General features: G+C 71.2%; 21 protein-coding genes. 8 read left to right on the top strand and 13 right to left on the bottom strand.

All coding sequences use genetic code 11. From position 1 onward, the window contains the following. Nucleotides 1–6: 6 nt before the first annotated feature. Nucleotides 7–966: a hydrogen peroxide-inducible genes activator gene (locus OG524_RS23595; RefSeq protein WP_405388850.1), complete on the bottom strand. Its 960-nt coding sequence runs from the start codon at nt 964–966 to the stop codon at nt 7–9. Between the two features lie 132 nt (nt 967–1,098). Here OG524_RS23595 and OG524_RS23590 point away from each other — a divergent pair, with 132 nt between their 5' ends. Both OG524_RS23590 and OG524_RS23585 read left to right on the top strand, forming a co-directional pair. Further along, a complete protein-coding gene (locus OG524_RS23590; protein ID WP_014154322.1) occupies nt 1,099–1,653 on the top strand; it encodes a peroxiredoxin in 555 nt (184 codons plus the stop codon). 12 nt (nt 1,654–1,665) lie between these two features. Further along, a complete protein-coding gene (locus OG524_RS23585) occupies nt 1,666–2,199 on the top strand; it encodes an alkyl hydroperoxide reductase (protein WP_405388851.1) in 534 nt (177 codons plus the stop codon). A gap of 106 nt (nt 2,200–2,305) precedes the next feature. On the opposite strand, the gene OG524_RS23580 is transcribed toward OG524_RS23585, so the two are convergent. The 4 genes from OG524_RS23580 to OG524_RS23565 form a co-directional block, all read right to left on the bottom strand. Continuing rightward, nucleotides 2,306–3,694 (bottom strand): AI-2E family transporter, encoded by a 1,389-nt coding sequence (locus OG524_RS23580; protein WP_405388852.1) that lies wholly within the window; start codon nt 3,692–3,694, stop codon nt 2,306–2,308. Between the two features lie 131 nt (nt 3,695–3,825). Further along, nucleotides 3,826–4,527 carry a transglycosylase SLT domain-containing protein gene (locus OG524_RS23575; protein ID WP_405388853.1) on the bottom strand — a complete coding sequence of 234 codons (702 nt, stop codon included), beginning with the start codon at nt 4,525–4,527 and terminating at the stop codon, nt 3,826–3,828. Nucleotides 4,528–4,916: 389 nt separating this feature from the next. Beyond that, nucleotides 4,917–6,239 (bottom strand): PhoH family protein, encoded by a 1,323-nt coding sequence (locus OG524_RS23570; RefSeq protein WP_405388854.1) that lies wholly within the window; start codon nt 6,237–6,239, stop codon nt 4,917–4,919. A gap of 338 nt (nt 6,240–6,577) precedes the next feature. Further along, entirely contained in the window at nt 6,578–7,339 is a 762-nt protein-coding gene (locus OG524_RS23565; protein ID WP_405393116.1) for an isoprenyl transferase, read from the bottom strand. A gap of 209 nt (nt 7,340–7,548) precedes the next feature. On the opposite strand from OG524_RS23565, the gene mgrA reads away from it, so the two are divergent. Then, nucleotides 7,549–8,589 (top strand): L-glyceraldehyde 3-phosphate reductase, encoded by a 1,041-nt coding sequence (gene mgrA / locus OG524_RS23560; RefSeq protein ID WP_405388855.1) that lies wholly within the window; start codon nt 7,549–7,551, stop codon nt 8,587–8,589. A gap of 318 nt (nt 8,590–8,907) precedes the next feature. Here the strand turns inward: mgrA and OG524_RS23555 are convergent, their stop codons facing one another. The 3 genes from OG524_RS23555 to OG524_RS23545 form a co-directional block, all read right to left on the bottom strand. Next, the gene (locus tag OG524_RS23555) at nt 8,908–9,351 is read right to left on the bottom strand and encodes a hypothetical protein (RefSeq protein WP_405388856.1); all 444 of its coding nucleotides are present in this window, start codon (nt 9,349–9,351) and stop codon (nt 8,908–8,910) included. 151 nt (nt 9,352–9,502) lie between these two features. After that, nucleotides 9,503–10,309: a class I SAM-dependent methyltransferase gene (locus OG524_RS23550; RefSeq protein ID WP_405811628.1), complete on the bottom strand. Its 807-nt coding sequence runs from the start codon at nt 10,307–10,309 to the stop codon at nt 9,503–9,505. Nucleotides 10,310–10,378: 69 nt separating this feature from the next. After that, entirely contained in the window at nt 10,379–11,179 is an 801-nt protein-coding gene (locus OG524_RS23545) for a prepilin peptidase (protein WP_405388858.1), read from the bottom strand. A gap of 103 nt (nt 11,180–11,282) precedes the next feature. Here OG524_RS23545 and OG524_RS23540 point away from each other — a divergent pair, with 103 nt between their 5' ends. Continuing rightward, the gene (locus OG524_RS23540) at nt 11,283–11,648 is read left to right on the top strand and encodes a DUF192 domain-containing protein (protein WP_405388859.1); all 366 of its coding nucleotides are present in this window, start codon (nt 11,283–11,285) and stop codon (nt 11,646–11,648) included. An 88-nt stretch (nt 11,649–11,736) separates the two neighbouring features. Here the strand turns inward: OG524_RS23540 and OG524_RS23535 are convergent, their stop codons facing one another. Then, on the bottom strand, nt 11,737–12,924 hold the full coding sequence (locus OG524_RS23535; protein ID WP_405388860.1) for a hypothetical protein: 1,188 nt from the start codon (nt 12,922–12,924) through the stop codon (nt 11,737–11,739). A gap of 394 nt (nt 12,925–13,318) precedes the next feature. After that, nucleotides 13,319–13,756, bottom strand: a complete 438-nt coding sequence (locus tag OG524_RS23530) for a hypothetical protein (protein ID WP_405388861.1) — start codon at nt 13,754–13,756, stop codon at nt 13,319–13,321. Between the two features lie 591 nt (nt 13,757–14,347). Here OG524_RS23530 and OG524_RS23525 point away from each other — a divergent pair. Beyond that, nucleotides 14,348–15,613, top strand: coding sequence for a benzoate/H(+) symporter BenE family transporter (locus tag OG524_RS23525; RefSeq protein WP_405811627.1), 1,266 nt, complete (start codon nt 14,348–14,350; stop codon nt 15,611–15,613). 6 nt (nt 15,614–15,619) lie between these two features. Here OG524_RS23525 and OG524_RS23520 read toward each other — a convergent pair whose 3' ends face one another. Further along, on the bottom strand, nt 15,620–16,222 hold the full coding sequence (locus OG524_RS23520; protein ID WP_405388863.1) for a hypothetical protein: 603 nt from the start codon (nt 16,220–16,222) through the stop codon (nt 15,620–15,622). Nucleotides 16,223–16,562: 340 nt separating this feature from the next. Here OG524_RS23520 and OG524_RS23515 point away from each other — a divergent pair, with 340 nt between their 5' ends. From OG524_RS23515 to OG524_RS23505, 3 genes are all read left to right on the top strand, one after another. After that, nucleotides 16,563–18,581 carry a hypothetical protein gene (locus OG524_RS23515; protein ID WP_405811626.1) on the top strand — a complete coding sequence of 673 codons (2,019 nt, stop codon included), beginning with the start codon at nt 16,563–16,565 and terminating at the stop codon, nt 18,579–18,581. Between the two features lie 20 nt (nt 18,582–18,601). After that, a complete protein-coding gene (locus OG524_RS23510) occupies nt 18,602–19,183 on the top strand; it encodes a hypothetical protein (protein ID WP_405388865.1) in 582 nt (193 codons plus the stop codon). 159 nt (nt 19,184–19,342) lie between these two features. Continuing rightward, nucleotides 19,343–20,260 (top strand): hypothetical protein, encoded by a 918-nt coding sequence (locus OG524_RS23505; RefSeq protein WP_405811625.1) that lies wholly within the window; start codon nt 19,343–19,345, stop codon nt 20,258–20,260. A 102-nt stretch (nt 20,261–20,362) separates the two neighbouring features. On the opposite strand, the gene OG524_RS23500 is transcribed toward OG524_RS23505, so the two are convergent. Both OG524_RS23500 and OG524_RS23495 read right to left on the bottom strand, forming a co-directional pair. Continuing rightward, nucleotides 20,363–21,079: a hypothetical protein gene (locus OG524_RS23500; RefSeq protein ID WP_405388867.1), complete on the bottom strand. Its 717-nt coding sequence runs from the start codon at nt 21,077–21,079 to the stop codon at nt 20,363–20,365. A gap of 31 nt (nt 21,080–21,110) precedes the next feature. Further along, nucleotides 21,111–23,513, bottom strand: a complete 2,403-nt coding sequence (locus OG524_RS23495) for a Tox-REase-5 domain-containing protein (RefSeq protein WP_405811624.1) — start codon at nt 23,511–23,513, stop codon at nt 21,111–21,113. Nucleotides 23,514–23,715 lie beyond the last annotated feature (202 nt).

The following is a 23,715-nucleotide window of genomic DNA, read 5'->3' as shown; positions in this document are numbered from 1 at the left end:
GCGCGCTCACCCCTCCTCGGGCACCCGCACGGGGAGGACCGCCATCGCCTCCCGCAGCGCCGCCGCGAGCTCCTCGAACTCCGCGTGCCGCGCCGTTCCCGTCCGTACCGCCAGCGCCACCCGCCGCGAGGGCGCGGGGTCGGCGAAGTATCCGGTGGTCAGCGCCTCGTTCCGCGCGGTCTCCACCGTCACCGCCGTACGCGGCAGCAGCGTCACCCCGAGCCCGCCCGCGACGAGCTGCACCAGGGTGGAGAGCCCGGCCGCGGTCGTCGTCACCGGCGCCCCCTCCGTACGCCCCGCCTCCCGGCAGATGTCCAGTGCCTGGTCGCGCAGGCAGTGGCCCTCGTCGAGCAGCAGCAGGGGCAGGTCCCGCAGGGCCTCGCGCGCAATGTCCGTACGCCCGCCCAGTCCGTGCTCCTGCTCCATGACCAGGACGAAGTCCTCGTCGAACAGGGGCAGTTCGGTGACGCCCGGGACACCGAGCGGCACGGCGAGCAGCAGCAGGTCCAGGCGCCCGGCGGCCAGCCCGTCCAGCAGCGAGGAGGTCTGCTCCTCGTGGACCTGGAGGTCCAGCTCCGGATAGCGGTCGTGGACCAGCCTGAGCACGGTCGGCAGCAGGTACGGGGCGACGGTCGGGATCACTCCGAGCCGGAGCACCCCGGTGAACGGCGCCTGTACGGCCTCCGCCTCCTCCATCAGCTCGCCGACGGCCTCCAGCACCGCCCTGGTACGCACCGCGAGCCGCTCCCCCGCGGGTGAGAGCAGCACCTTGCGCGTCGTACGCTCGATGAGCTGGACACCGAGTGCCGTCTCCAGCGCCGACACGGCTCCGGAGAGTGCCGGCTGGCTCATCCCGATTGATGCCGCCGCGTCCCGGAAGTGCAGATGCTCCGCCACGGCCGCGAAGGCGCGCAGCTGCGAGAGGCTGGGCTGCTTGGACCTATTGGCATGATTTACATACCCCACTGATAGGCACCTCCGATCATCACGACCGAGTGTAGCTATTTCCGTGATCAATGCACTCTGTGCCAAGGTGGTGATCGTCCAACCCTCAGGAACGCCCCCAAAAAGGGATTTCCTACGCTGCAAGGAGAGCGCGTGCTCACTGTCGGTGACAAGTTCCCCGAGTTCGACCTGACCGCTTGTGTGTCGCTGGAGAGCGGCAAGGAGTTCGAGCAGATCAACCACAAGACCTACGAGGGTCAGTGGAAGATCGTCTTCGCGTGGCCGAAGGACTTCACCTTCGTGTGCCCCACCGAGATCGCCGCCTTCGGCAAGCTGAACGACGAGTTCGCCGACCGTGACGCGCAGGTCCTCGGTTTCTCCGGCGACTCCGAGTTCGTGCACCACGCCTGGCGCAAGGACCACCCGGACCTGACCGACCTGCCCTTCCCGATGCTGGCCGACTCGAAGCACGAGCTCATGCGTGACCTCGGCATCGAGGGCGAGGACGGCTTCGCCCAGCGCGCCGTCTTCATCGTCGACCAGAACAACGAGATCCAGTTCACGATGGTGACCGCCGGTTCCGTGGGCCGTAACCCCAAGGAGGTCCTGCGGGTCCTCGACGCCCTGCAGACCGACGAGCTCTGCCCCTGCAACTGGACCAAGGGCGAGAACACCCTCGACCCGGTCGCGCTCCTCTCGGGCGAGTGAGCTGACACCGACATGGCACTCGACGAACTCAAGTCCGCCGTACCGGACTTCGCCAAGGACCTGAAGCTGAACCTCGGTTCGGTCATAGGCAACAGCGACCTCCCCCAGCAGCAGCTCTGGGGCACCGTCCTGGCCTGCGCGATCGCCTCGCGCTCACCGATAGTGCTGCGGGAGCTTGAGCCGGAGGCCAAGGCCAACCTCTCCGCCGAGGCGTACACCGCGGCGAAGTCGGCCGCCGCCGTCATGGCGATGAACAACGTCTTCTACCGCACCCGGCACCTGCTGTCGGACCCCGAGTACGGGAACCTCCGTGCAGGCCTGCGGATGAACGTCATCGGCAAGCCCGGGGTGGAGAAGGCCGACTTCGAGCTGTGGTCGCTCGCCGTCTCCGCGATCAACGGCTGCGGCCAGTGCCTGGACTCCCACGAGCAGGTGCTGCGCACCGCCGGTGTGGGCCGTGAGACCATTCAGGAAGCCGTCAAGATCGCATCCGTGATCCAGGCGGTGGGCGTGACCCTCGAAGCAGAGGCCGTTCTCGCCGAGTAGTACCGCAGTACCCCTCGAACGAGAAGGGCCCCGTGGACGACCGACCGTCCCCGGGGCCCTTCTTATGTTCCGTGGCCGCGTTCCCGCGCCCCGCGGCTCCCCCGCCTCACTTGTGCGGTTCGTCCCGCGTGCCCGTCGCGTCGCCCCTGGCGTCCGGCGCGTCGGACGGGCGGGTGCCGAGGGCCGGCGTCGCCGAGATCGCTGTCGCGCCGTGCGGCCCTGGTCCGTGGAACACGCCCGGCCCCTGCCCGTACGCCCGTAGGTAGCCGACCACCGTGTTGGTCACGGCGACCAGCGGGACGGCGACGACCGCACCGCCGATGCCGGCGATCATGCCGCCCGCGGCGACCGACAGGACGACGGCCAGCGGGTGGACACGTACGGCGCGGCCCAGGATGAAGGGCTGCAGGATGTGGCCCTCGATCTGCTGCACCGCGAGCACCACGATCAGCGCCATCAGGGCGGTGAACACGCCCTGGGTGACGAGCGCGACGACCACGGCGAGCGCACCGGAGATCACGGCGCCGACGAGCGGGATGAAGGCGAAGAGGAAGATGAAGACGGCGAGCGGCACCGCCATCGGCACGTCGAGGAAGTAGATCCCGAGGCCGATGAAGATCGCGTCGATCAGGGCGACGATCACCGTGCCCCGCACATAGGCGGTCAGCGTCCGCCAGGCGCGCGGTCCGGCGCCGGCGACGCCCGGCCGCGCCTGGGAGGGGACCAGCTTGAGCACCCACTGCCAGATGCGCTTCCCGTCGTACAGCAGGAAGAGCGTCGAGAACATCGCCAGCAGTATCCCGGTCAGGACCTCCACCATCACGGTGACGCCCTGCAGTCCGGCGGAGGTGATCTCCTCGGTGTTGGTGCCGACGGTGTCGCTGAGGTTCTCCGCGATGTCGTTGATCTGCGACTCGGTGACGTGGAACGGGCTGTCGAGGAGCCAGCGCTTCAGCTCGTCGATGCCGTCGCGGACCCTGTCGGACAGCGTGTCGAGGTTGTCCATCACCTGCCACACGACAAACCAGCCGACCAGGCCCATGACAACGAAGCCGAGTACGGCGGTGACGGCGGTGGCGAGACCGCGCGGCAGTCCGAGCCTTCTCAGCCGCACGACGGTCGGCTGGAGCATGGCGGTGACGAGCAGCGCGGCGACGAAGGCGAGGACGACCAGCTGTACGGCGCTGACGACACGCATCAGCACCCAGAGCGTGCCCGCCAGGACCAGCAGCCGCCAGCCCGCCTCCGCGGCGACACGCATCCCCCACGGGATCGCCGCGACCGGATCGGGTCTGGCGGCGACGGAGGGGGCGTACGCGGGCGGAGCGGGCACCTGCTCGGCGGCGACGGTGGAGAGTGTCGACGAGGACGTCTCCGCGGCGACGGCGTCCTCCTCGTCACGGCGGGCGCCCTCGGCGCGCCGTTCTTCCAGGCGCGCCCCGATCTCGGTCAGTTCGGCGCCCAGCCGACCGAGCCATCCCGGAAGTTTCGACATGGTGTTTCCCTTTCCCCCGTCAGCCCCCTGCACTTCCCCCGGAGCTGTCCGGATCGACCGTACAGCGTGAAGCCCCGCACCGTAGGACGGTGCGGGGCTTCACGGGGTCGAGCGCGGGAACCCGGGGGTTCCTAGTACCAGTGGTTGGCCTGCCAGAACGACCAGGCGCCGCACGGGCTGCCGTAGCGGCCGTCCATGTAGCTGAGGCCCCACTTGATCTGGGTGGCCGGGTTGGTCTGCCAGTCGGCGCCGGCGGTCGACATCTTGGAGGCGGGCAGCGCCTGCACCAGGCCGTACGCCCCCGAGGAGGGGTTCGTCGCCCGGTAGTTCCACGTCGACTCGTGGTTCACGATGTTGCTGAAGCACTGGAACTGGTCGGCAGGAATCATCTGCCGTGCCATCGCCTGGACTTCGGCCACCGTGTAGGAGCCCTGCGCGGAGAACGAGGAGGCGTCGCGGACGGAGGACCGGCTCGCACGCTCGGCTTCGTCCTTGGCCTCGCGCTCGGCCTCCAGCTTGTCCTCGGCCGCCTGCTTCTTCGACTTGGCGTCCTTGGCAGCCTGGACGCGGGCCGTCTCCTCGGCAGACTTCTTGGCCGCCGCGTCGGCCGCGGAGGCCTGCGCGTCTGCCTGCTGCGTCAGCGAAGCGGTCTGAACCTGGGCCTGCTGACCCGCGGGGATGTCTGCGAGCAGCGTGGTGTCGGCTGCGGCCGCCTCGAAGTTGTTGTCGTCGACAGCGGGAGTGCTGCCCGACGCAACGCCTACGACGGCGCCTACGGTGGTTACGGCGGTGGCGGATGCCACGGCGAACCCCCGGACCGAGATCCGGCTCACACGGTGTCCTTCCAGCATCGCCCGCTTAGGTGACCTCGCGGGCGCAATCGTGCCCTTGACGCTGGCCTCCCTACTGCTTGGGTCACGGGAGGCACGGGCCCGGTGGGCGACTTCCTCTCGGAAGCGCCGCGTGGTTCTCGCGGGCGGCATACGGACGGCAAGTGTTGAGTTGTGTGGTGCGTGGCACCTCTGGAGGTGCCCAAGTGCCGTATGCGGGGCCTGACGGAAGCAAGACTCTGCCGGAAGGACACGGCGCGTTGCAATTCTGTGTTGCGTGTTAAAGCTCACACCTCGTTTGGAGCAAGTGTTTTCCGGAAATGACGGCGCAGCACAATGCCGCCCGGCTAGGGTGCATGGCCCGCCGGGCGGCATTGAGGGGACCTTCCGTGTCAGATGCGGCCTTCCTCCAGCATTTCGGTCACCAGCGCGGCGATCTGCGAGCGCTCGGAGCGGGTGAGCGTGACATGCGCGAAGAGCGGATGCCCTTTCAGCTTCTCGACCACGGCGACGACTCCGTCGTACCGGCCGACCCTGAGGTTGTCCCGCTGGGCCACGTCATGCGTGAGCACCACACGCGAATTCGTCCCGATCCGGGACAACACGGTCAGCAGGACATTCCGTTCGAGCGACTGCGCCTCGTCGACGATCACGAACGCGTCGTGGAGGGAGCGGCCCCGGATGTGGGTGAGCGGCAGGATCTCCAGCATCCCGCGCCCCAGCACCTCTTCGATGACCTCGCGCCCCGCGACGGCCGACAGCGTGTCGAACACCGCCTGCGCCCAGGGGCTCATCTTCTCGGACTCGCTGCCGGGGAGATAGCCGAGCTCCTGTCCGCCGACCGCGTACAGCGGCCGGAAGACCATCACCTTCTGGTGCTGCCGGCGCTCCAGCACGGCCTCCAGGCCCGCGCAGAGCGCCAGGGCGGACTTGCCGGTGCCCGCCCTGCCTCCCATGGACACGATGCCGACGTCCGGATCGAGCAGCAGGTCGAGCGCGATGCGCTGCTCGGCGCTGCGGCCGTGGATCCCGAAGGCCTCCCGGTCGCCGCGCACGAGACGCACATTGCCCTCGGCCGTGACCCTGCCGAGCGCCTTGCCGCGCTCGGACTGGAGGACCAGCCCGGTGTGCACGGGGTATTCGGCCGCCTCGGGGACGAAGAGCGTCTCCTCACTGAACAGCAGGTCGACCTGTTCGGCGGCGAGGGTCAGCTCCGACATCCCGGTCCAGCCGGAGTCGGTGATGGCGAGTTCGGCGCGGTACTCCTCGGCGAGGAGACCGACGGAGGACGCCTTGATCCTCAGCGGCAGGTCCTTGGAGACGACCGTGACGTCGTATCCCTCGGCCTGCAGATTGCGCGCCACCGCGAGAATCCGTGAGTCGTTGTCCCCCAACCGGTAGCCGGCCGGCAGGACGCCGGGGTCGGAGTGGTTGAGTTCGACACGGAGCGTCCCACCCAGATCCCCGAGCGGGATCGGGGCGTCCAGCCGGCCGTACCTGACCCGGAAGTCGTCCAGCAGGCGCAGGGCCTGCCGGGCGAAGTACCCGAGCTCGGGATGGTGCCGTTTGGCTTCCAGCTCCGTGACCACGACGATCGGGAGCACCACTTCGTGCTCGTCGAACCGGGCCATGGCGTTGGGGTCGGCCAGCAGGACGCTGGTGTCGAGAACATAGGTGCGCCTGTCGGGCATGCGGCGCTTAGTGCTGGTCACCACGGAAGGACGTACCCCCTCGGACGAGGTCGGGGAGTGCGACGGACGTCGCGGAACTTCCCGAAGGGAGAGGACGGACCGGGTTCGGACCCCGTGCGCGGGCCGAACACCGGCCCTCCGCGTCGGCCGCACGGTGTGCGGTCCTTCGTGTGCAAAGGGCCTCCCGGGCGAGCGGGCTGGTGCCGCTCACTTGGCTGCGACGTCCGCCTGGCTGGAGACCGGACATCGACCTGACAGGGGTATTCCCTCGAACACGCGAAGCCATGCGCGTGGGCCGGACCAGCAGTGCGGCCCGGTCGCCCGCGGCCGTCCTCGTACGCCCTCCGTGGAGGGGAGGTGGCTCAGGTGCCGTAGCGGCGGTGGCGGGCCGCGTAGTCACGCAGGGCGCGGAGGAAGTCGACCTTGCGGAAGGCCGGCCAGAACACTTCGCAGAAGTAGTACTCCGAGTGGGCACTCTGCCAGAGCATGAAGCCCGACAGCCGCTGCTCGCCGCTCGTGCGGATCACCAGGTCCGGGTCAGGCTGTCCGCGGGTGTAGAGGTGCTCGGAGATCAGGTCCGTGGAGACGACCTCGGCGAGCTCCTCGAAGGTCGTGCCCTTGGCGGAGTGCTCCAGCAGCAGGGACCGCACGGCGTCCGCGATCTCCTGGCGGCCGCCGTAGCCGACGGCGACGTTGACGATTATCCCCTCGATGCCCGCCGTGGCCTCCTCCGCCTCCTTGAGGACGGCCTGGGTCCGCGCGGGCAGCAGGTCGAGGGTGCCGACGTGATGGACGCGCCACCGCCCGTCGGCGGCCAGCTGGCGCACGGTGTTCTCGATGATGCCGAGCAGCGGGATGAGCTCGGCCTCGGGCCGGTCGAAGTTGTCCGTGGAGAGCAGCCAGAGGGTGACGACCTCGACCTCGGTCTCGCTGCACCATCCGAGCAGCTCGGAGATCTTGTCCGCGCCTGCCTGGTGCCCCTGCACGGCCGAGCCGCCGGACGCCTTCGCCCACCGCCGGTTCCCGTCGAGGATGACTCCGATGTGCTTGGGCACCTGGGAGTGGTCCAGGCGCCCTTCCACCCGGCGTGCGTAGAGCCCGTACACCAGGTCGCGCACATTCACTGGGTTCACCCTCTCGGTTCCGTACGTGCCGCCGTGGGCCCGTCCTCCCCGTCGCCGGGGGTCCGGGGCCGTCCCCCGGGGGTCGCCGCGCGGTCCGCACACCGCGCTCACGCGCCGCAGACCGGCATGTCCCGAAGTCGCCACATTACTGCGGACGGGTCCCGGGGGCCCAACCCGGTGTGTCACAACTACGTGATAAGGAGTGAAACGTGACTGATTACCTCCCCCACCGAGCCGCCGAGTCGCGCTACGACTCCATGGAGTACCGCCGCACCGGCCGCAGCGGGCTCAAGCTCCCCGCCGTCTCCCTCGGCCTGTGGCACAACTTCGGCGACGACCGCGGCCTGGGATCCCAGCGGGCCATCCTCCGTCGCGCCTTCGACCTCGGCGTGACCCACTTCGATCTGGCCAACAACTACGGCCCGCCGCCCGGCTCGGCCGAGCTGAACTTCGGCAAGCTCTTCCGACAGGACTTCGCCCCGTACCGGGACGAGCTGATCATCTCCACCAAGGCCGGCTACGAGATGCACCCCGGGCCGTACGGCGAGTGGGGATCCCGCAAGTACCTGCTGTCCTCGCTCGACGCCTCGCTGAAGCGGATGCGGCTCGACCGTGTCGACATCTTCTACTCCCACCGTTTCGACCCCGGCACCCCGCTGGAGGAGACGATGGGGGCACTGGCCACCGCCGTGCACCAGGGCAAGGCGCTGTACGCGGGTGTGTCCTCCTACAACGCCGAGCAGACCGCCGAGGCGGCCAGGCTGCTCCGGGAGATGGGTGTGCCCGCCCTGATCCACCAGCCGTCCTACTCCATGGTCAACCGGTGGCTGGAGGCCGACGGGCTGCTCGACACCCTGGAGACGGCCGGCATGGGCTGCATCTCCTTCGCACCGCTCGCCCAGGGGCTGCTCACGAACAAGTACCTCACGGGCATCCCCGAGGGTTCACGTGCCAGTCAGGGCAAGTCCCTCGACCCGGATCTGCTCTCGGACGAGATGCTGCGCCGGCTGCGTGGGCTGAACGGCATCGCGCAGGGCCGTGGGCAGTCCCTCGCCCAGCTGGCGCTGAACTGGGTGCTGCGGGACAGCCGCATGACGTCCGCCCTGATCGGCGCGTCGAGCGTGAAGCAGCTGGAGGAGAACGTGGCCGCCCTCGCCGCACCGCCGCTGACCGCCGACGAGCTGAAGGAGATCGACACCTTCGCGGTGGACACGGCGCGGACGAACATCTGGGCCGCCGACCGGGGCTGACGCCTCCCGCCTGACGCGGGGCCGGTTCCGCCGCCGCACAGGTGGGCACGGGCCCGCGCAGCGGGGGCACGGAGGGGGAACGGCGGGGACACGGCGCGGGTCCGGCGCGGGCACAAAAAACGGGCCGGTCCGTGGGGGGGGTTACGGACCGGCCCGAGGGGGGGGTTTCCACCATAACCCTTCGTAAGTGATGCTGCGTGCCACGCCACGAGATAATCACTCTCCGAATTTGCCGGACTGCGCTGCGAGCACGCCCCGGGCAGGGAACCGCCCGCCGGAAGGCCTCCGGCGGGGCCATGGGCGCCCGGCGTGGACGGCTCAGCGCCTGCCGAAGCGGATCGCCACCGTGTCCCCGCCCATGACGACGAAATCGCCGTCCTCGCAGCGGATGACCGCCTCGTGCACCTCGCCGTGCCCGTCCCGGCGCTCCTGCGTGCCGATGACCGTCCACGCCCCTCCGTACGGCGGGGGCGGGAGCTGGTTCAAAGGCGCGAACTGCCACTGCCCCGCGGGGACGCACCAGGCGGGCAGCTCGGGCCAGTTGCCGGAGGTGATCCGCAGCGTCCGGTCGGAGGCGCAGGTCAGAAGGACGGACTGGCCGGTGGAGAGCACGAATTCGACGGCCTCCGGCTCTCCGGCACGGCCTTCGGGCCGGTAGAACAGGCCGTGGACGGCGGTGATCCGTTCCCCGGTGAGCCAGTCGGCCTTGCCGTGACGCGGCCGGCTGATCTCCTCGCCGGACGTTTCCCTTCCCAGCGTCATGACCCGCTCCTTCGTTGTGCAATCAACCACCAGGGTCGCACTACCCATGAGTAGGACGTAGGAGCAGGTGTTCCCGTTTCATCCGGCGGCCCGCGGGGTCGGAGGGGACCCCCGGACCGGTGAAGCCGCCTTCAGCGTATGCCTGTTGGCGCTACCCCGGCTTGCGGGCCTCGATCAGGAAGCGGGAGCTGTGCGCGACGAAGGGACCCTCGGACTCGATCTTCCGGTGCAGGGACCGGAGTTGGGGCAGATACGCCTCGACTGTGAAGCCCGGGACCATCCAGATGACCTTGCGCAGGAAGTAGACGACGGCGCCGATGTCGAAGAACTCGGTACGCAGCCGCTCCGCGCGCAGGTCGAGGACATCGAGCCCGGCGGCCTCGGCGGCGGCCCGTGCGCGCTCCGGGTCCCGGGCGGCGCGCGCCTCGGCGGGCTGCGGTCCGAGGAAGTACTCGATGAGCTCGAACACACTGGCCGGGCCGACCTCTTGGGAGAGGTACGTGCCTCCGGGGGCCAGCACGCGGGCGATCTCGGCCCACCAGGTGGCCACCGGATGCCTGCTGACCACCAGGTCGAAGGCGCGGTCCCCGAAGGGCAGCGGCGGCTCGTCGGGGTCCGCGACGACGACGGCACCGCGCGGGTGCAGCAGGGCGGTGGCGCGGGCGATGTTCGGCGGCCAGGACTCGGTGGCCACGGTCAGCGGCGGCAGCACGGGGGCGGACGCGAGGACCTCGCCGCCCCCGGTCTGGATGTCGAGGGCCGCCCGGGCCCCCGCCATGCGGTCCGCCATGGCGCGCGCGTACCCCCAGGACGGGCGCTGCTCGGTGGCGCACCCGTCGAGCCAGGAGAAGTCCCAGCCGTCGACGGACACGGTCGCCGCTTCGGCGACGAGGGCGTCGAAACGTGCGTCCGGGCCGTCGGGGGCTTCGGCCGGGGAGGGTACGGACGGTCCGGTCATACGGGAATCGTGTCAGCCGGCCATGGCCCACGCGACCGCATATCCGTACGCCGGTGCTCCGGGTGAAGGTCAGGCGGCGAGGCCGCCGAACAGGAGGCCGACCAGCGCGCCCGCGATCATGAACGGTCCGAACGGGATGCCCGTCCTCCGTCCGGCCCGGCGCAGCAGGATCAGTGCGAAGCCGTACAGGGCGCCGAACAGGAAGCCCGCGAAACCGCCGGCGCACAGCACCGCCCAGCCGTACCAGCCGAGCGCCACGCCCAGGGCCAGGGCCAGCTTCACATCGCCGAATCCCATGCCGTTCGGGTTGATCAGGAAGAGCAGGAAGTAGAAGCCGCCGAGCGCGGCCCCGCCGAGCAGGGCACCGGTCCAGGAGCCGCCGCGCTCGGGCAGCAGGGCCGCGCCGCCCAGCAGCAGGACGGCGGCGCCGGCCAGGGGCAGCGTCAGCCGGTCGGGCAGCCGGTGGACACGGCGGTCGATGACGGCGAGGAGCACGGCGACCGGGGTGAGCAGCAGCCAGACGGCGAGCTCGGGCCGGAGGCCGGTGGCGGCCGCGAGGGCCGCGCAGGCGAGCACGGTGACGACGGGGGCGATCACGGCGGGGGCGTAGCGGGGCCGGCCGCTCTCCCGTTCGTCCGCGGCCGGTCCGTGGACCGTGCTCCCCCGGAACACCGGGACGGCCGCGGCGCAGGCCGCGCAGCGGGTGGAGCCGAGCCAGCCGCGGCCCGGCCCCGTGAGCGCGTGCCCGGCCGGGCACGCGTCCCGCCAGGGCTCCTCCGGCTCGACGGAGAAGCGGTACGCGGCGCGCGGGAGCAGCGTTCCGGCGAGGGCGCCCCAGAGCACGGCGACCGCAATCAGTGTGGCTTCCACGGACCGACCCTATTCCGGTCCCATGACCGGGTCTTGGGCCCTGGGGCCCACCGCGGGCCGTTCGGGCCCCGGGACGGGGCCGTGGGGGCTACGGTCGGTGCCCATGGGGAAATGGCGCAACGGCAACGGCACACTGACGGTCGGCACGGACACGGAGGCGCGGGAGGTACCGCTGCGGATCGCGGCCTCGTACGGGGCGCGGTCCCGGGGACTGCTCGGCGTGGACGGGGTCGAGGGGGCTCTCCTGATCACTCCGTGCGGGAGCGTGCACACCTTCCGGATGCGGTTCACCATCGATGTGGCGTACCTGGACCGGAAGTTCAACGTCCTGGCCGTCCGCACGATGAAGCCCGGCCGGCTCGGCCTGCCCAGGCTGCGGGCCCGCCACGTGGTGGAGGCAGAGGCCGGGGCGATGGAGGCGTGGGGCCTGCGGCCGGGTGCGCGGATACGGGTCTCCGAAGGGGCCTGAGGCCGCCCTGCGGCAGCTTCGCCGCCTGGCGGTGACGAGTGCGGCAACCGCTGGCACCGCCCGGGGCGCGTGGGTCCGTGGGCCCGGCTCACGGAGGTCCGGTGCCCAGCAGGGTCCATGCCCCGTACGCGGCGGAGGCGAGGGCGGGCACGGCGACGACCGCGGCCGTACGGGCCGTCGTCCGCAGGCGCAGCAGCGCGAGAGCGGGCGGCAGGAGCAGCGGGAACGCGGGCATCATCAGGCGCGGCCGGGACCCGAAGTACCCGGACCCGATGAGCGAGATGACGACGATCGCGATGCCGTACACGAGCAGGGGCAGCGGCTGCCGCTGCCGTACGCACAGGAACATCAGCCACCCCAGCAGCCCCAGGGCGGCGCACAGCCCGAGCGCGGCGGGCAGCGGCAGCCCGAGGACGAACGCGGCCAGCGCCCGGCCCCCGTCGATGCTGTTGCCCCACTGCGCCTGGACCTCGAAGTAGGCGAAGGGGCCGCCCTGGCGCACGGCGACGAACACCACGTACGCGAGCCATCCCAGCGGCGCGAGGCAGACACCGAGCAGCATGCGCGCGTTCCGGCGCAGCAGGCCCTCCCGGTCGCCCGCCCGGTACTCCCGTACGAGGACGGCGGCGGCCGTGACCGCGAGCGCGGCGACGAGGGCGGCGGCCGTGGGCCGCGTCAGTCCCGCCAGGACGCACAGCGTGCCCGCCACGATCCAGCGGTCCCTGAGCACGGCGTACAGCGCCCAGGCGGCGAGGGCGGTGAACAGGGTCTCGGTGTACGCCATCGACTGCACGAACGCCGTCGGGTACACGCCCCACAGCACGGCCAGCAGCACTCCCGCGCGGCGTCCGTGCAGCCGCGCCCCCACGGCGAAGATGCCCCAGGCGGCGGCGAGGCCGGCCGCCCAGGCGACGGCGAGGCCCGCGCCCTGGAGGGTGACCGGGGTCAGCTCGGCGAGGGTGCGTTCCAGGGCGGGCAGGAGCGGGAAGAAGGCCAGGTCGGGGTGGACGCCGCCATCGGGAAGGGTGACGGTGTAGCCGTAGCCGTTCTCCGCGATCCGCTGGTACCAGACGGAGTCCCAGCGTCCGCCGAGCCGGTTCAGGGCGTCCTTCCCGTCGGCGGAGGCCCACACCAGGAGGACGACGAGTCCGACGAGCCGGACGGCCGTGTAGGCCGCGAGGGCGGGCGCCGCGGCCACGAGCGCCGTGGCGGCGCGGTGCCGCGGGCGGCGCGGTCGGGGGTCCGCCGGACGGGGGCGGGTCTGCTGTGCGGGCATACGGACGATTATGTGGCCGCCGGGGCGCTGCTCATGCCGGTGGTGGCGTGAGGCGGGGGCGCGGGCGGGCGCGTCCTGTACCCGGCAGGTGCGGCTGGGTGCGTCCCGTGAGAAGGGCGCCGGGGGCGCGTGGCCCCCGCTCTCACCTCGCCGGGGGTGCGTCCCGTGAGGGAGGCGCCGGAGGCGCGGGTGGGACGCGTCCTTGTACCCGGCAGGTGCGGCTGGGTGCGTCCTGTGAGGGAGGCGCCGGGGGCGCGTGGCCCCGCTCTCACCTCGCCGGGGGTGCGTCCCGTGAGGGAGGCGCCGGAGGCGCGGGTGGGACGCGTCCTTGTACCCGGCAGGTGCGGCTGGGTGCGTCCTGTGAGGGAGGCGCCGGGGGCGCGTGGCCCCGCTCTCACCTCGCCGGGGGTGGGGCGCTTCCGGCCCGCAGTACCTCGGCGTGCACGGTCTGCCGTGTGCCGAGCCCCCTGCCGACCAGCGGGGAGACCGTGCGGATGAGCTTCAGCTGGACCGAGCGCAGGACGCGGACGGTGATGTCGTCGGGCCAGCCGGTGGTCGTGGACCACTCGTAACCCGAGCCGACCACGTCGCTGGCGAAGGCGAGCTCCGTCGCCAGCAGGGCGCGGGCCCAGTCCATCGGATCCAGGTCCCCCATGGCCTCGAGGACGCCGCGGATCCACAGCCCCCGGCGGATCACGTCCTCCACGCTGTCGAAGCCCATGGCAACGGCGAACTCCTCCGTGCAGCGTGCGGGGCCGCTCCACTCGATGAGGCCCTGCTGGAGGAGTCGGGACTCCTCCTCGGTCAGGGACAGCTGTTCGGCCGTGGGCATGTCCGTCGGCACCTTCCGCTTGCGCCCCGGCCCGGCACCGTGGGGGGTGTGCCGGGACGGGCGTTGATCAGTTGCTTCGACGACGCTATTTTCCCGGGAGCTGCCCGTCTTGGGCCCAGGGGCCCAACTCGGACCCTTTCGCGCGTCGTCGCACCCAGGACCCCGGACCGGCGTTCCGGAACGCGGCCGGTTGCCGGGCGCGCCGGCACCGCCAGGTGCCACAGGGCCGCTTCGCCGGCCGGCGGTGCCACCGCCGGCCCCGGCCGGCGACCGCCGGACCGGACCTGGCCAGGCGTCCGGGCAACGCACCGGAGTCGTGGTTCGGTGCCGCGCCGGAACACCTCGTCGAGATCCGCCACGGCCCGGCCGAGCAGCTCGCGTTCCGGACCTGTGGTCCCCGGCGAGTTCCCCCAGGCGGTCGCGGGTGCGCAGATCCTCGGCGTACCGCTCGAACGGACAGCGCACCCGGGCCGCACGGGCCGGGGTCGTCTCGTGTGCCGGACCCGGCGGACCGGGCTCACCGGTCCGTGTAAGGGTTCGTGCGTCCGTACGGTTCGTACGGGGGTACACGGAATGAAGGGCGGCACGGCGATGCCCGGTCCATCCATACCGGCGGCGGAGGAGCGGGCGAAGGAGGTTCCGCCCGACGGGCCCGTGCAGCGGTCCGGGCTCATCCGGGACCTTTCGCTCTCCGCGGTCCTCGCGGGCGTCGTGGCGGTCGTGGTGTCCTACTCGGGCCCGCTGGTCATCGTCCTCGCCGCCGCCCGCGCCGGGCACCTCGACGCGGCGCAGACCGATTCCTGGATCTGGGCGATCTCCATCGGCAGCGGACTCACCTGCATCGCCCTCAGCCTGCGCACCCGTATGCCGGTCGTCACCGCCTGGTCCACGCCGGGTGCCGCTCTCCTGGTCACCAGCATCGGCTCGTACGCGTACGGCGAGGTGATCGGTGCGTTCGTGGTGTCCGGTGCGGTGATCGCCCTGATCGGGCTGACGGGGGTCTTCGGGCGGCTGATGCGGCTGGTTCCCGGGGCTGTGGTCTCCGCCATGCTCGCGGGCATCCTCTTCTCTTTCGGTACGGGGGTGTTCACGTCGTTGGAGGGCACCCCGGTCATCGCCGGGTCCGTGCTCCTGGCCTATCTGCTGGGCAGGCGGTGGCTCCCCCGGTACGCGGTGCTCGTCGCCCTCGTCGTCGGTGTGGGGTGCAGCGCCGCCACCTCGCGGCTGCACGTACGACTGGACCATGTCGGCCTGGTGCAGCCGGTGTTCACGACGCCCGCCTTCTCCGTGGCCGCGCTCGTCGGCATCGCGGTCCCGCTGACCCTGGCCACGCTGGCCTCGCAGAACGCCCCCGGGGTCGCCGTGCTCTCCGCTTCCGGCTACCGGCCGGACGACCGGCTCCTGGTCGGCTCCACCGGACTGGTCTCCGCCGCGCTCGCCCCGTTCGGCTCCCACGCGGTGAACCTGGCGGCCATCACGGCCGCGATCTGCACGGGCCCCGAGGCTCATCACGATCCTCGCCGCCGCTATGTCGCGGGCGTCGCCTGCGGTGCCGTGTACCTGGTGGTCGGCGCGTTCGGCTCGACCCTCGTGGCGTTCTTCGCGGGCCTGCCGAAGGAGCTCGTCGCCGCACTCGCGGGTGTCGCCCTCTTCGGCGCGCTGGCCGGCGGCCTGACCGGCGCGGTGAAGGAGGAGACGGACCGGGAGGCAGCCCTGATCACCTTCCTGGCCACCGCTTCGGGCGTCACGCTGTTCGGCATCGGCTCGGCGTTCTGGGGGCTCGTCCTGGGCGTCGCCGCCCACGTCGCGCTGAACGGCCGGCTGCGGCGCGGGGCGACGGTGCCGCCCGCCGAGTAGCTGTCCTCACACGCTGAGCACCGCGCTCCCGAACACCCGCCAGGGCGACTGCGCGACGGATTCCATGACGGCGAGCTGCGGGTGCCGGGACGCGATGTCCTCCTGTACGGCGACGACGTCCGGCCACCCGTCGAGGTAGGCCGACCCGTCGACGACCACGCCGTCCCAGTCGGTGCCCGTCGTGACGCCCTCCCGGTCGACGACGAATCCGATGCACAGCACGGAGGCCCGGCCGACGGTCGCCCTGATGGCGTGCACGGCCGTCTCCCGCTCCTCCGCCGACAGCCCGCCGAGACCGAACTCGACGGCGACCACCCGGTGTCCGGCCCGGCGTATCCGCATCAGGACGTCCAGGTCGTGGCTCACCCAGAGCCGCACACCGATCCCGTCGAGGCGTTCCAGTCCGGCGATGGACAGCAGTTGGTCCCGGGTAACCGGCGACCGTGTCCCGCCGGCCGCCGGTGCGCCGGGGTCCTGGCTGTCGAGGACGATGCGCCCGGTGGCCGGATGGGCGAGCCGGAGACCCGCGGCTTCGAGGTCGCCGAGCAGGGTCCCTGCGTCGACCCGGGTCCAGCCCAGGTGGTAGGAGTTGAAGAAGCCGACACCCATGGAACGCCTCACCCCGTCACTGCGTGAACACTTCACTTCGGCACCGGCCGACCGGCTCGCCGTCTCACTCGGACCGGCTCGCCGGCTCGCTTCCTCCGGCTCACCGACTGGCCTTCTCCGGATCACCGGCTCGCCTCCTCCGGCTCGACATCGAGCGTATTCAGCCGAAGTGCCCCGGCGCGTGGGCCCACGGACCCACCTCCGCCCCCGCCTCCGATCGCTTCGCGCGCCCGGCACGGTTGGGCCCGGAGTTGGGGCCGGGGGCCCAGGTGGAGGGCGGATTCCAGCCGTACGCTCACGCCGACAGAGCAACGGGCTTGCGTCGGAGAGAGGTTGAACCGTGAGCGGTGGCGGCGGCTGGGGAGACAGGAGCGCGGGCCACATACCGCCGGGGCACAGCTCCGGGCGGGCTCACGGCAATCGTGAAGGGTGGTTCTTCCCGCTGACCCGCAGTTGGGCGGCCGGCGCCCTCGTCTACATCGCCGCCGGATTCCTGGTGACCCGGGCCTTCGTCGAGACGCTCGCCACCCAGGAACGCTTCGAGGACTTCGGCTGGCGGCTGACGCTGCTGCATCTTCCCGGTGTCATCGTCACCGTACTGACGGTCCTGGCCTCGGCACGCGTCCTCTCCGACGAACAGCGCGACTCGCGGGCCATGTACCTCCTCGGCACGCTGACCGTCCCGGTGGCCGGGCTCGCCTACGGCTACATCGTGTCGTGGGACGTCGTGGGCACCGAGGGCGTCCTGATGCCGGTCGTCTCGATGGGCACCGGCAGCGCTGTCGGTCTGGCCCTGGACCGGCTGCTGGAGGAGCACGGCTCGGAGGAGTCCTCGTCCTCGCTGCCGCACCACTCGTACAACTGGCGCGACGGCGGGGCCACCGCCATGGAGTACCTGGGTGTCGTCGTCGTGGTCGTCACCCTGATCGGCGCCATGTCCATGGCGGGTGTCGGCGGGAGCATCGGCGAGCGCATCCGGTGCGCGATCACCTCGCTCGCGGCCGGTGGCGGCGGCGGTGGCGGTGGATGCGCGTCGGGCGGGGACAACACGGCGAAGCCGAAGACCGACGCCGACTACGAGCCGACGATGTGCCAGGTCTCCAGTGTCTCCGACACCGCAGGCGGCAAGGTCAAGATCGCCTGGTTCGAGTGGGGCGAGGAGTACGGGTTCCAGCAGAAGGTCTCGCAGGCCAAGACCGATGTGAACGAGGACGGCAAGGTCGACGAGAACGACAAGATCGTCCACATGACGTTCACCGACGCCGCCTCCGCGGGCGCGACCGCCAGCACCCCGGGCGTCAAGCTCGGCAGCCTGGGCAAGGCCGACATCGACATCGGCGGCGGCATCAAGATCACCAACGGTGACACCTGGGTGTTCAAGAGCGAGGCGGACGCCCAGAAGATGCGGGACGACATCGAGGAAATGAAGATGTGGGAGACCTCGATGACGCACAGCGGCGGCTACGGCGGCAACTGGTACTCCGGCATGAAGTGGGCGGAGAAGATGGAGGACATCGAGAAGAAGATCGGCGACAAGAAGATCTCCTACTCGACGGTCGGCCTCAACGCCTACGCGGACGGCGGCCTCTCCATCAAGGACGGCGACGACTCCCAGCTCGGCGCCAAGCTGGGCGGCAAGGCCACCTTCTCGCCCGAGGTGACCATCACCAACGACGACGTGAACGGCAACGAGTCCTACACGTACACCGCCAAGCTCGAACTCGAGGGCAAGGCCGGGATCGAGTCGGGGCCGGTGAAGGGCAGCGTGAGCGGGAAGAACATCCGCACCGGAGCCATCACCGTCACCCGCGACCAGGAGACCGGGAAGATCGTCCAGATCAACATGACGCAGACCATCGAGTCGGGCTCGGACTCCGCCAAGCTGGAGATCGGCGGCGACAACGGCAAGAAGGACGGGGACAAGCGCGGCGGCAAGGGCAGCGCCTCCGACTCGTCCGGCGAGACCGGCATCGAGGTCGTGACCAACTCGATCGTCTTCGGCAAGGACGTCGACCAGGACACCGAGGCCAAGCGCGCCATCGCCGAACAGTGGCTGGACGGCTCCGGCAACAACACCGCCCCGTTCGAGTACATGTTCGGCGACCACTCCTTGCAGGAGAGGCCGGCGGGCAGCGATCCCTTCGAGCAGATGATGTTCCAGGACGGCCTGTCCAGCACGATGAAGTACGACGGCGTGACGGACGCCCAGGAGTTCGGCTTCGAGGTCTCCCTCGGAATGAGCCTCGGGTTCTCCATCTCCGACGCGCACAAGGAGGAGAAGCTGACCGACGCCCAGTTCCTCGGAGCTCCGCAGGGCGACAAGCGCTCGTACCTCCCGTACAGCTACTGCGCGCAGTGAACACGCACCACGAAGAGGCGATGACGTTGAAGAAGTCCCAGGCACTCGGCGCGGCCGTCGCCGCCGCTCTCGGTCTGACCCTGCTCACCGGCTGCGGCGGGCCCGGCGCCGCGGCGGTCCCGGACGGCTGGGGCACGCTCGACACGAAGAGCGTGTCCGTCGGCTACCCCGAGGACCAGGGGTACGCCGTCCAGCCGGCGGCCGAGCGCAGCAAGGCCAATGCCGCCGTCGCGCTCCGGGAGGAGGGCGGGCTGTGGACCGGCATGGTCTCGGTCCAGCTCGACTTCGCGACCGGCGTCGGCGACGCGAAGGAGGCCGCCGCCGCGGCCGGCGCGGGCATCGGCCTCGGCACGACCCGCAAGGACACGGCGGACGTGCGGCTGACGGGCGAGGAGAGTGCCCGGGAGGCCCGCAGGATCGACTACGAGTTCACGTCGACGGGTGAGGAGCGGACCCCGAACAAGGGGACGCCGATGACGGGGGTCCTGGTGGCCGGCGTCGACTCCTCGGACGTGCCGTTCGCCATCCGCCTCAACGCGGTGAAGGGCACCCTGACCCCGGAGGACCTGGACCACTTCGTCACCTCGATCACGGTGAAGTAGGCAGGGCCGGGCCGCTCGGCTCCCGGTCACTGGGAGCCTCCGGACGCCCATTTTCGCCCATTTCGGACACTTTCCCGTCCCCTCCCTCCCTCCCTCCCACCGACCGGGGTTATCCACAGGGGGGTGCGAGGGGGTGGAGGGGCGGGGGAGGGTGGGGGCATGACGGGGGATCTGAAGTGCTTCGCCAGGTGGGACATTCTGCTCACCCGGGAGGTCGTGGCGGCGGGAGCGCCGGTGCGGCAGGTGGGCCGGGCGCTGAACGCGCAGGGCTGGAGGCGGGTCGTGCGCGGGGCCTGGGCCGCACCGGGCTGCGAGCTGACGCCGTGGGTGAAGGCCCGCGCCGTGCAGATACTGCACCCGGGGCTCACCTTCAGCCATCGCGGCGCCGCTTCGCTCCACGGGATCGAACTCCTCCAGGAGGCGGTGGAGTTCACCGACCCGGCGAGCCCCACCGGCCGCCGCCACGGCTTCGCGGTGCACCGGATGCCGGTGGCCCCGGACGAGATGTGCGCACACCACGGGCTGCGGGCCACCACCCCGCTGCGTACGCTGCGGGACCTGCTGCTGTCCGGCCCGAGGGACGAGGCGCTGGTCGCCGTGGACTCCGCCCTGGGTACGCGCACGGTGGGCGGGGTACGACGGCCGCGCCTGGTCACCGCCGACCTGCTGACCGCCGCCTGCGCGGCACACCCCACGCGTCGCCACGGCGTGCCGCGGGCGGAGGGATGGCTGGCGTCGGCGGACCCGCTGAGCGGATCGCCGGCCGAGACCGTGGCCCGGTTACGGATGCACGACGTCGGCCTGCACCCGATCAGCCAGGCGGAGCTGCTGACACCGGCCGGGCGCAGGATCCGGGCGGACTTCCTCTTCCTCCGGGAGGGTGTGGTCGTGGAGATCGAGGGTTACGCGTACCACGGCAGCCGGGATGCGCACCGCCGCGACCTGGACCGGTTCAACGCGCTGAGCACCTGCCCCGGGGTGCGGACCGTCCTCCGGTTCCCCGCAGTCACGGTGTTCCGGTCACCCGAGCGCATGATCGCCGAGATCCGCACAGCCCTGCCCCGCCCCCCGGCATGAGGGGGCGAGGCGTCCGGTCAGAGGGAGGGCACGGTCACCGAAGTCGGACATACCGACCAGCATTGCGTCCTCGGGCTCCCATCGACGTGCGGTGGGGCGGGGTCACCACTTGGGGCGGGCTTCCGATCTGGGGACGGGGGTGAGGGCGCCTGCCGCGGCCAGGTCCTGCTGTGCGGCCAGGACGGCTTCGGTGGTGTCGCCGATGTCCAGGACGACGCCGCCGTGAGTGCCCCGGAGGCGGCGGCGTGCGGGGAGCTCGGCGGGGACCAGGGCGGCACGGTTCTCGGAGAGGTACACCGACCAGCCGCAGCGGGGATAGGAGTTGCGCAGGCCGAAGGCGGACCTGACCGCGTCGAAGAGCTCCCTGTCGTACGTCAGGCCCGTGTCGGCGTCCCAGGCGTCGGCCAGTACGGCCAGGGTCTCGGGGAGCCGGTCGACGAGGGGGGTGGTGGCGCCGTCGGGTGCGGGGAACAGCCGGAGTACCGCCGTGAACGGCGTGTACTCGTTGGAGCCGCCCCCCTGCACCCGCAGGCGGGCGTAGCCGTGGTCCTTCCAGGTGCCGACGACGGCTGCGGTCCAGCCGATGATGTCGGCGTCCTCCTCGGGGGCCCCGGCCGCCAGGACGGCGGCGAATCCCCCGGCGTCCGCCGGTACGGCGTCTCCCGGCCGGTCGCCGTCCGTGTCCCGGCGCCATTCCACCGGCGTACCGTCCGACAGCTCCGTCAGCCGGCCGAGCATCGTCAGCCACCTCTCGGCCAGTTCGCCGGGCGACTCGGGCCGCGGCCCCCAGGACACCTTCACCACGACTTCGCTCGACATCGCGCTTCCTCGTCTTCGTGCTCGGCTGCCGTCAGTTCTTCACCTCAGTGTGCTTCACGATCACGTCCACGCCGGCGTCGTCGAACGCCTTCTGGGCCGCGTCGGCCACCTTCTTGTTGGAGAAGTTCCATTCGACCGGCTTGTCCCCCGCCGCACGCACCTGCCGTTGCGCCTGCTCCACGAACTTCGCCGCCTGGGCCGGTTCGAGGGTCCCGTCGGGGCGCACCTTCTTGCCGTACCCGAACTTCGCTTCCTTGTACGTCTGGGAAGCGGAGTCCCAGCCGTCGAAGTCGACGTCGCGGCCGGTCTGCGGGTCCTTCACGGCGTACTCCTTGCCGCGCTTCACCCCGGAGACCTGTTCCTGGTAGCGCATCCAGCGCTCCATGCCGGGCCAGTAGGCCACGGACTTCTTGGCCTTCCACGTGCCGTCGCCCAGGTCCTTGGATCCCTTGCGCGGGTTCGTCAGGTCCCCGTACCAGGAGGGCTTCGCCCACTTGGCGACCTCCTTGCGGCTGGCTTCCTTCGCCGCCTCCTTGGCCGCGTCCGCGTCCTTCTGCGCCTGTTCGGCGGCGTCGATCTCCTCCTGGCTGACGCCGTCGCACTTCTTCTCGGCGAAGAGGCCGACGGGGACGCCGTTGACGCGGTACGCCACGGGGGCGCGCGCCGCCGCGTTCACCCCGCCCGAGAAGGCGGGTTGCGGTGGCCCGACACCGATCGGCCCGGAGCTGATCACGCAGCCCTTGTCGGCCAACTCGTCGGCGGCGTCGTCGGCGTGGTCCTGGGCCTCGTCGGCGGCCTTCCTCGCGCCGTCGACATCGCCCTTGTCCGCGGCCTTGCGTGCCCGCTCGGATGCCTTGGTGGCCTTCTGGGCGGCCTCGCCGAGTTTGCCGAGCTTCCCCAGCTTGCCGAGTTTGCCCAGCTTCTGGGCCACCTTGGCTTCGCCGTACCCGGGGATGAAGAGCGAGCCGATGTTCCAGAGGGTGCCGGTGACGGCCCGGGTCTTCTGGCCGTTGTTCCACTGCTCCTTGATCTCGTCGCCGATGAACATGTCGTCGAGGACGGTCAGCCCGGTGTCCACCGAGGCGCCGCCCCAGTCGGTCAGCGCATCCCAGTAGTCGCCCTTGGCCCACTTGTCGACGGCACCCTCGGTCGCCTTCGACCACTCGTCGCCCAGTGAACTGCCGTAGTCCTTGAGCCCTTCCCAGGTGCCGGGGAGGTCGGTGACGGTGTCCCAGATGCCGGTGAGGTCCCCCCAGATGCCGTCGACGAACAGGCCGCCGCCGACCTGGGAGATCTGGTCGCCGGCGCAGGAGAAGAACGCGCCGAAGCCGGAGAAGCAGCCTTCGTCGTCGTCCCCGCCGTCGTCGCCCTCGTCCTCGTCGTCCTCCCAGCCGGGCTCGTCCTCGGCGGCGTCGTTCTTGTCCTCGTCGCTCTCGTCCGGGTAGGAGGCGGGGTCGGTTACGGACCCGTCCGTGCTGCCCGTGCCACCTGTGCTGCCGGATCCCCCGGTGTCGCCCGATCCCCCGGTGCTGCCGGTGTCGCCCGTACCTCCGGTGTCGCCGGTGCCTCCGGAAGCGCCGCCGTCGGAGCCGCCACCGGTGGCCGAACCGCCGCCGTCGGAGCCACCGCCGACCACCGAACCGCCGCTGTCGGAACCGCCGCTGTCCGTGCCACCGCCGACCACCGTGCCACCGCTGTCGGACCCGCCGCTGTCCGTGCCTCCGCCGGTCGCAGTGCCGCCGCCGTCGGCGGACTCTCCGCCGGCTTCGACCGTCCCGGCGCCCGGGGCGGGGCATGAGCTGCCCGTGAGTGAGCAGATCGCCGCCTGCAGACCGTTGGTTATCTGGCCGCCGACACCGCCCAGGGCCATCGCCAGGATGACCGCCGCGACCACGGTGAGCAGGCCGAGGTACTCCAACGTCGACTGGCCCCGGTCCCGCCGCCACGTGATCATCCGCGACAGCGAGAACCGGGGCGGCTCCTGGCGTCCCCTGTCCCGTGCGTCCCGCCGGAACCACTGCCGGCTCTCCGCCCGGCTCAGGAACACCAGGATCACCAGCGGCAGGAACATCTGGGTGAGCCCGCGCAGGGACCCGTCCCGAAGGCTGGATACGCCTCCGAGGAGCAGCCACACCTGTACGCCGACGAGCCCGCGCCAGATCCACACGCCACCGGTCCACGCCCTGCGCGCCAGCACCCAGCCCGTGACACCGGGCGCGGCACCGTACGCGGCGAGCGCGAGGACGGTGCCGTCGAGGGCGTCGGCGCCCGCGGCCGTCAGCAGCAGGCCCACACCGCCGACCACGGTGACGGCGAACAGCACCTGGATGAGGATGCGCGCCACCCTGAGCAGCTGCGGCATGTCATGGCGCCCGGCGGTGGGCGGCTGCCAGGAGGCGCCGCCGAAGTCGGTTGTGGACCCCACGGTGGACATGTCCGGCCTCAACTCGTCTCATCGCGAAGACAATTGGCTGATAATCGTACGATGCCGAACCCTCTGTGCGCATGGGCCCAGGGGCCCAATCAGGGCGGCCCTCAGATCACCTGGTGCCCGGTTCAGATCCGGTGCACGGTGTGCAGGGTGCGCGCGTACACGCCGGTGCCGTCGAGGACGGACGCGCCGGACAGGTCGGCCA

Source organism: Streptomyces sp. NBC_01520, from assembly GCF_045040375.1.
Lineage (GTDB): Bacteria > Actinomycetota > Actinomycetes > Streptomycetales > Streptomycetaceae > Streptomyces.
Note: the sequence above shows the minus strand (reverse complement) of the source record. Positions and strands in the feature narration are given on the sequence as shown.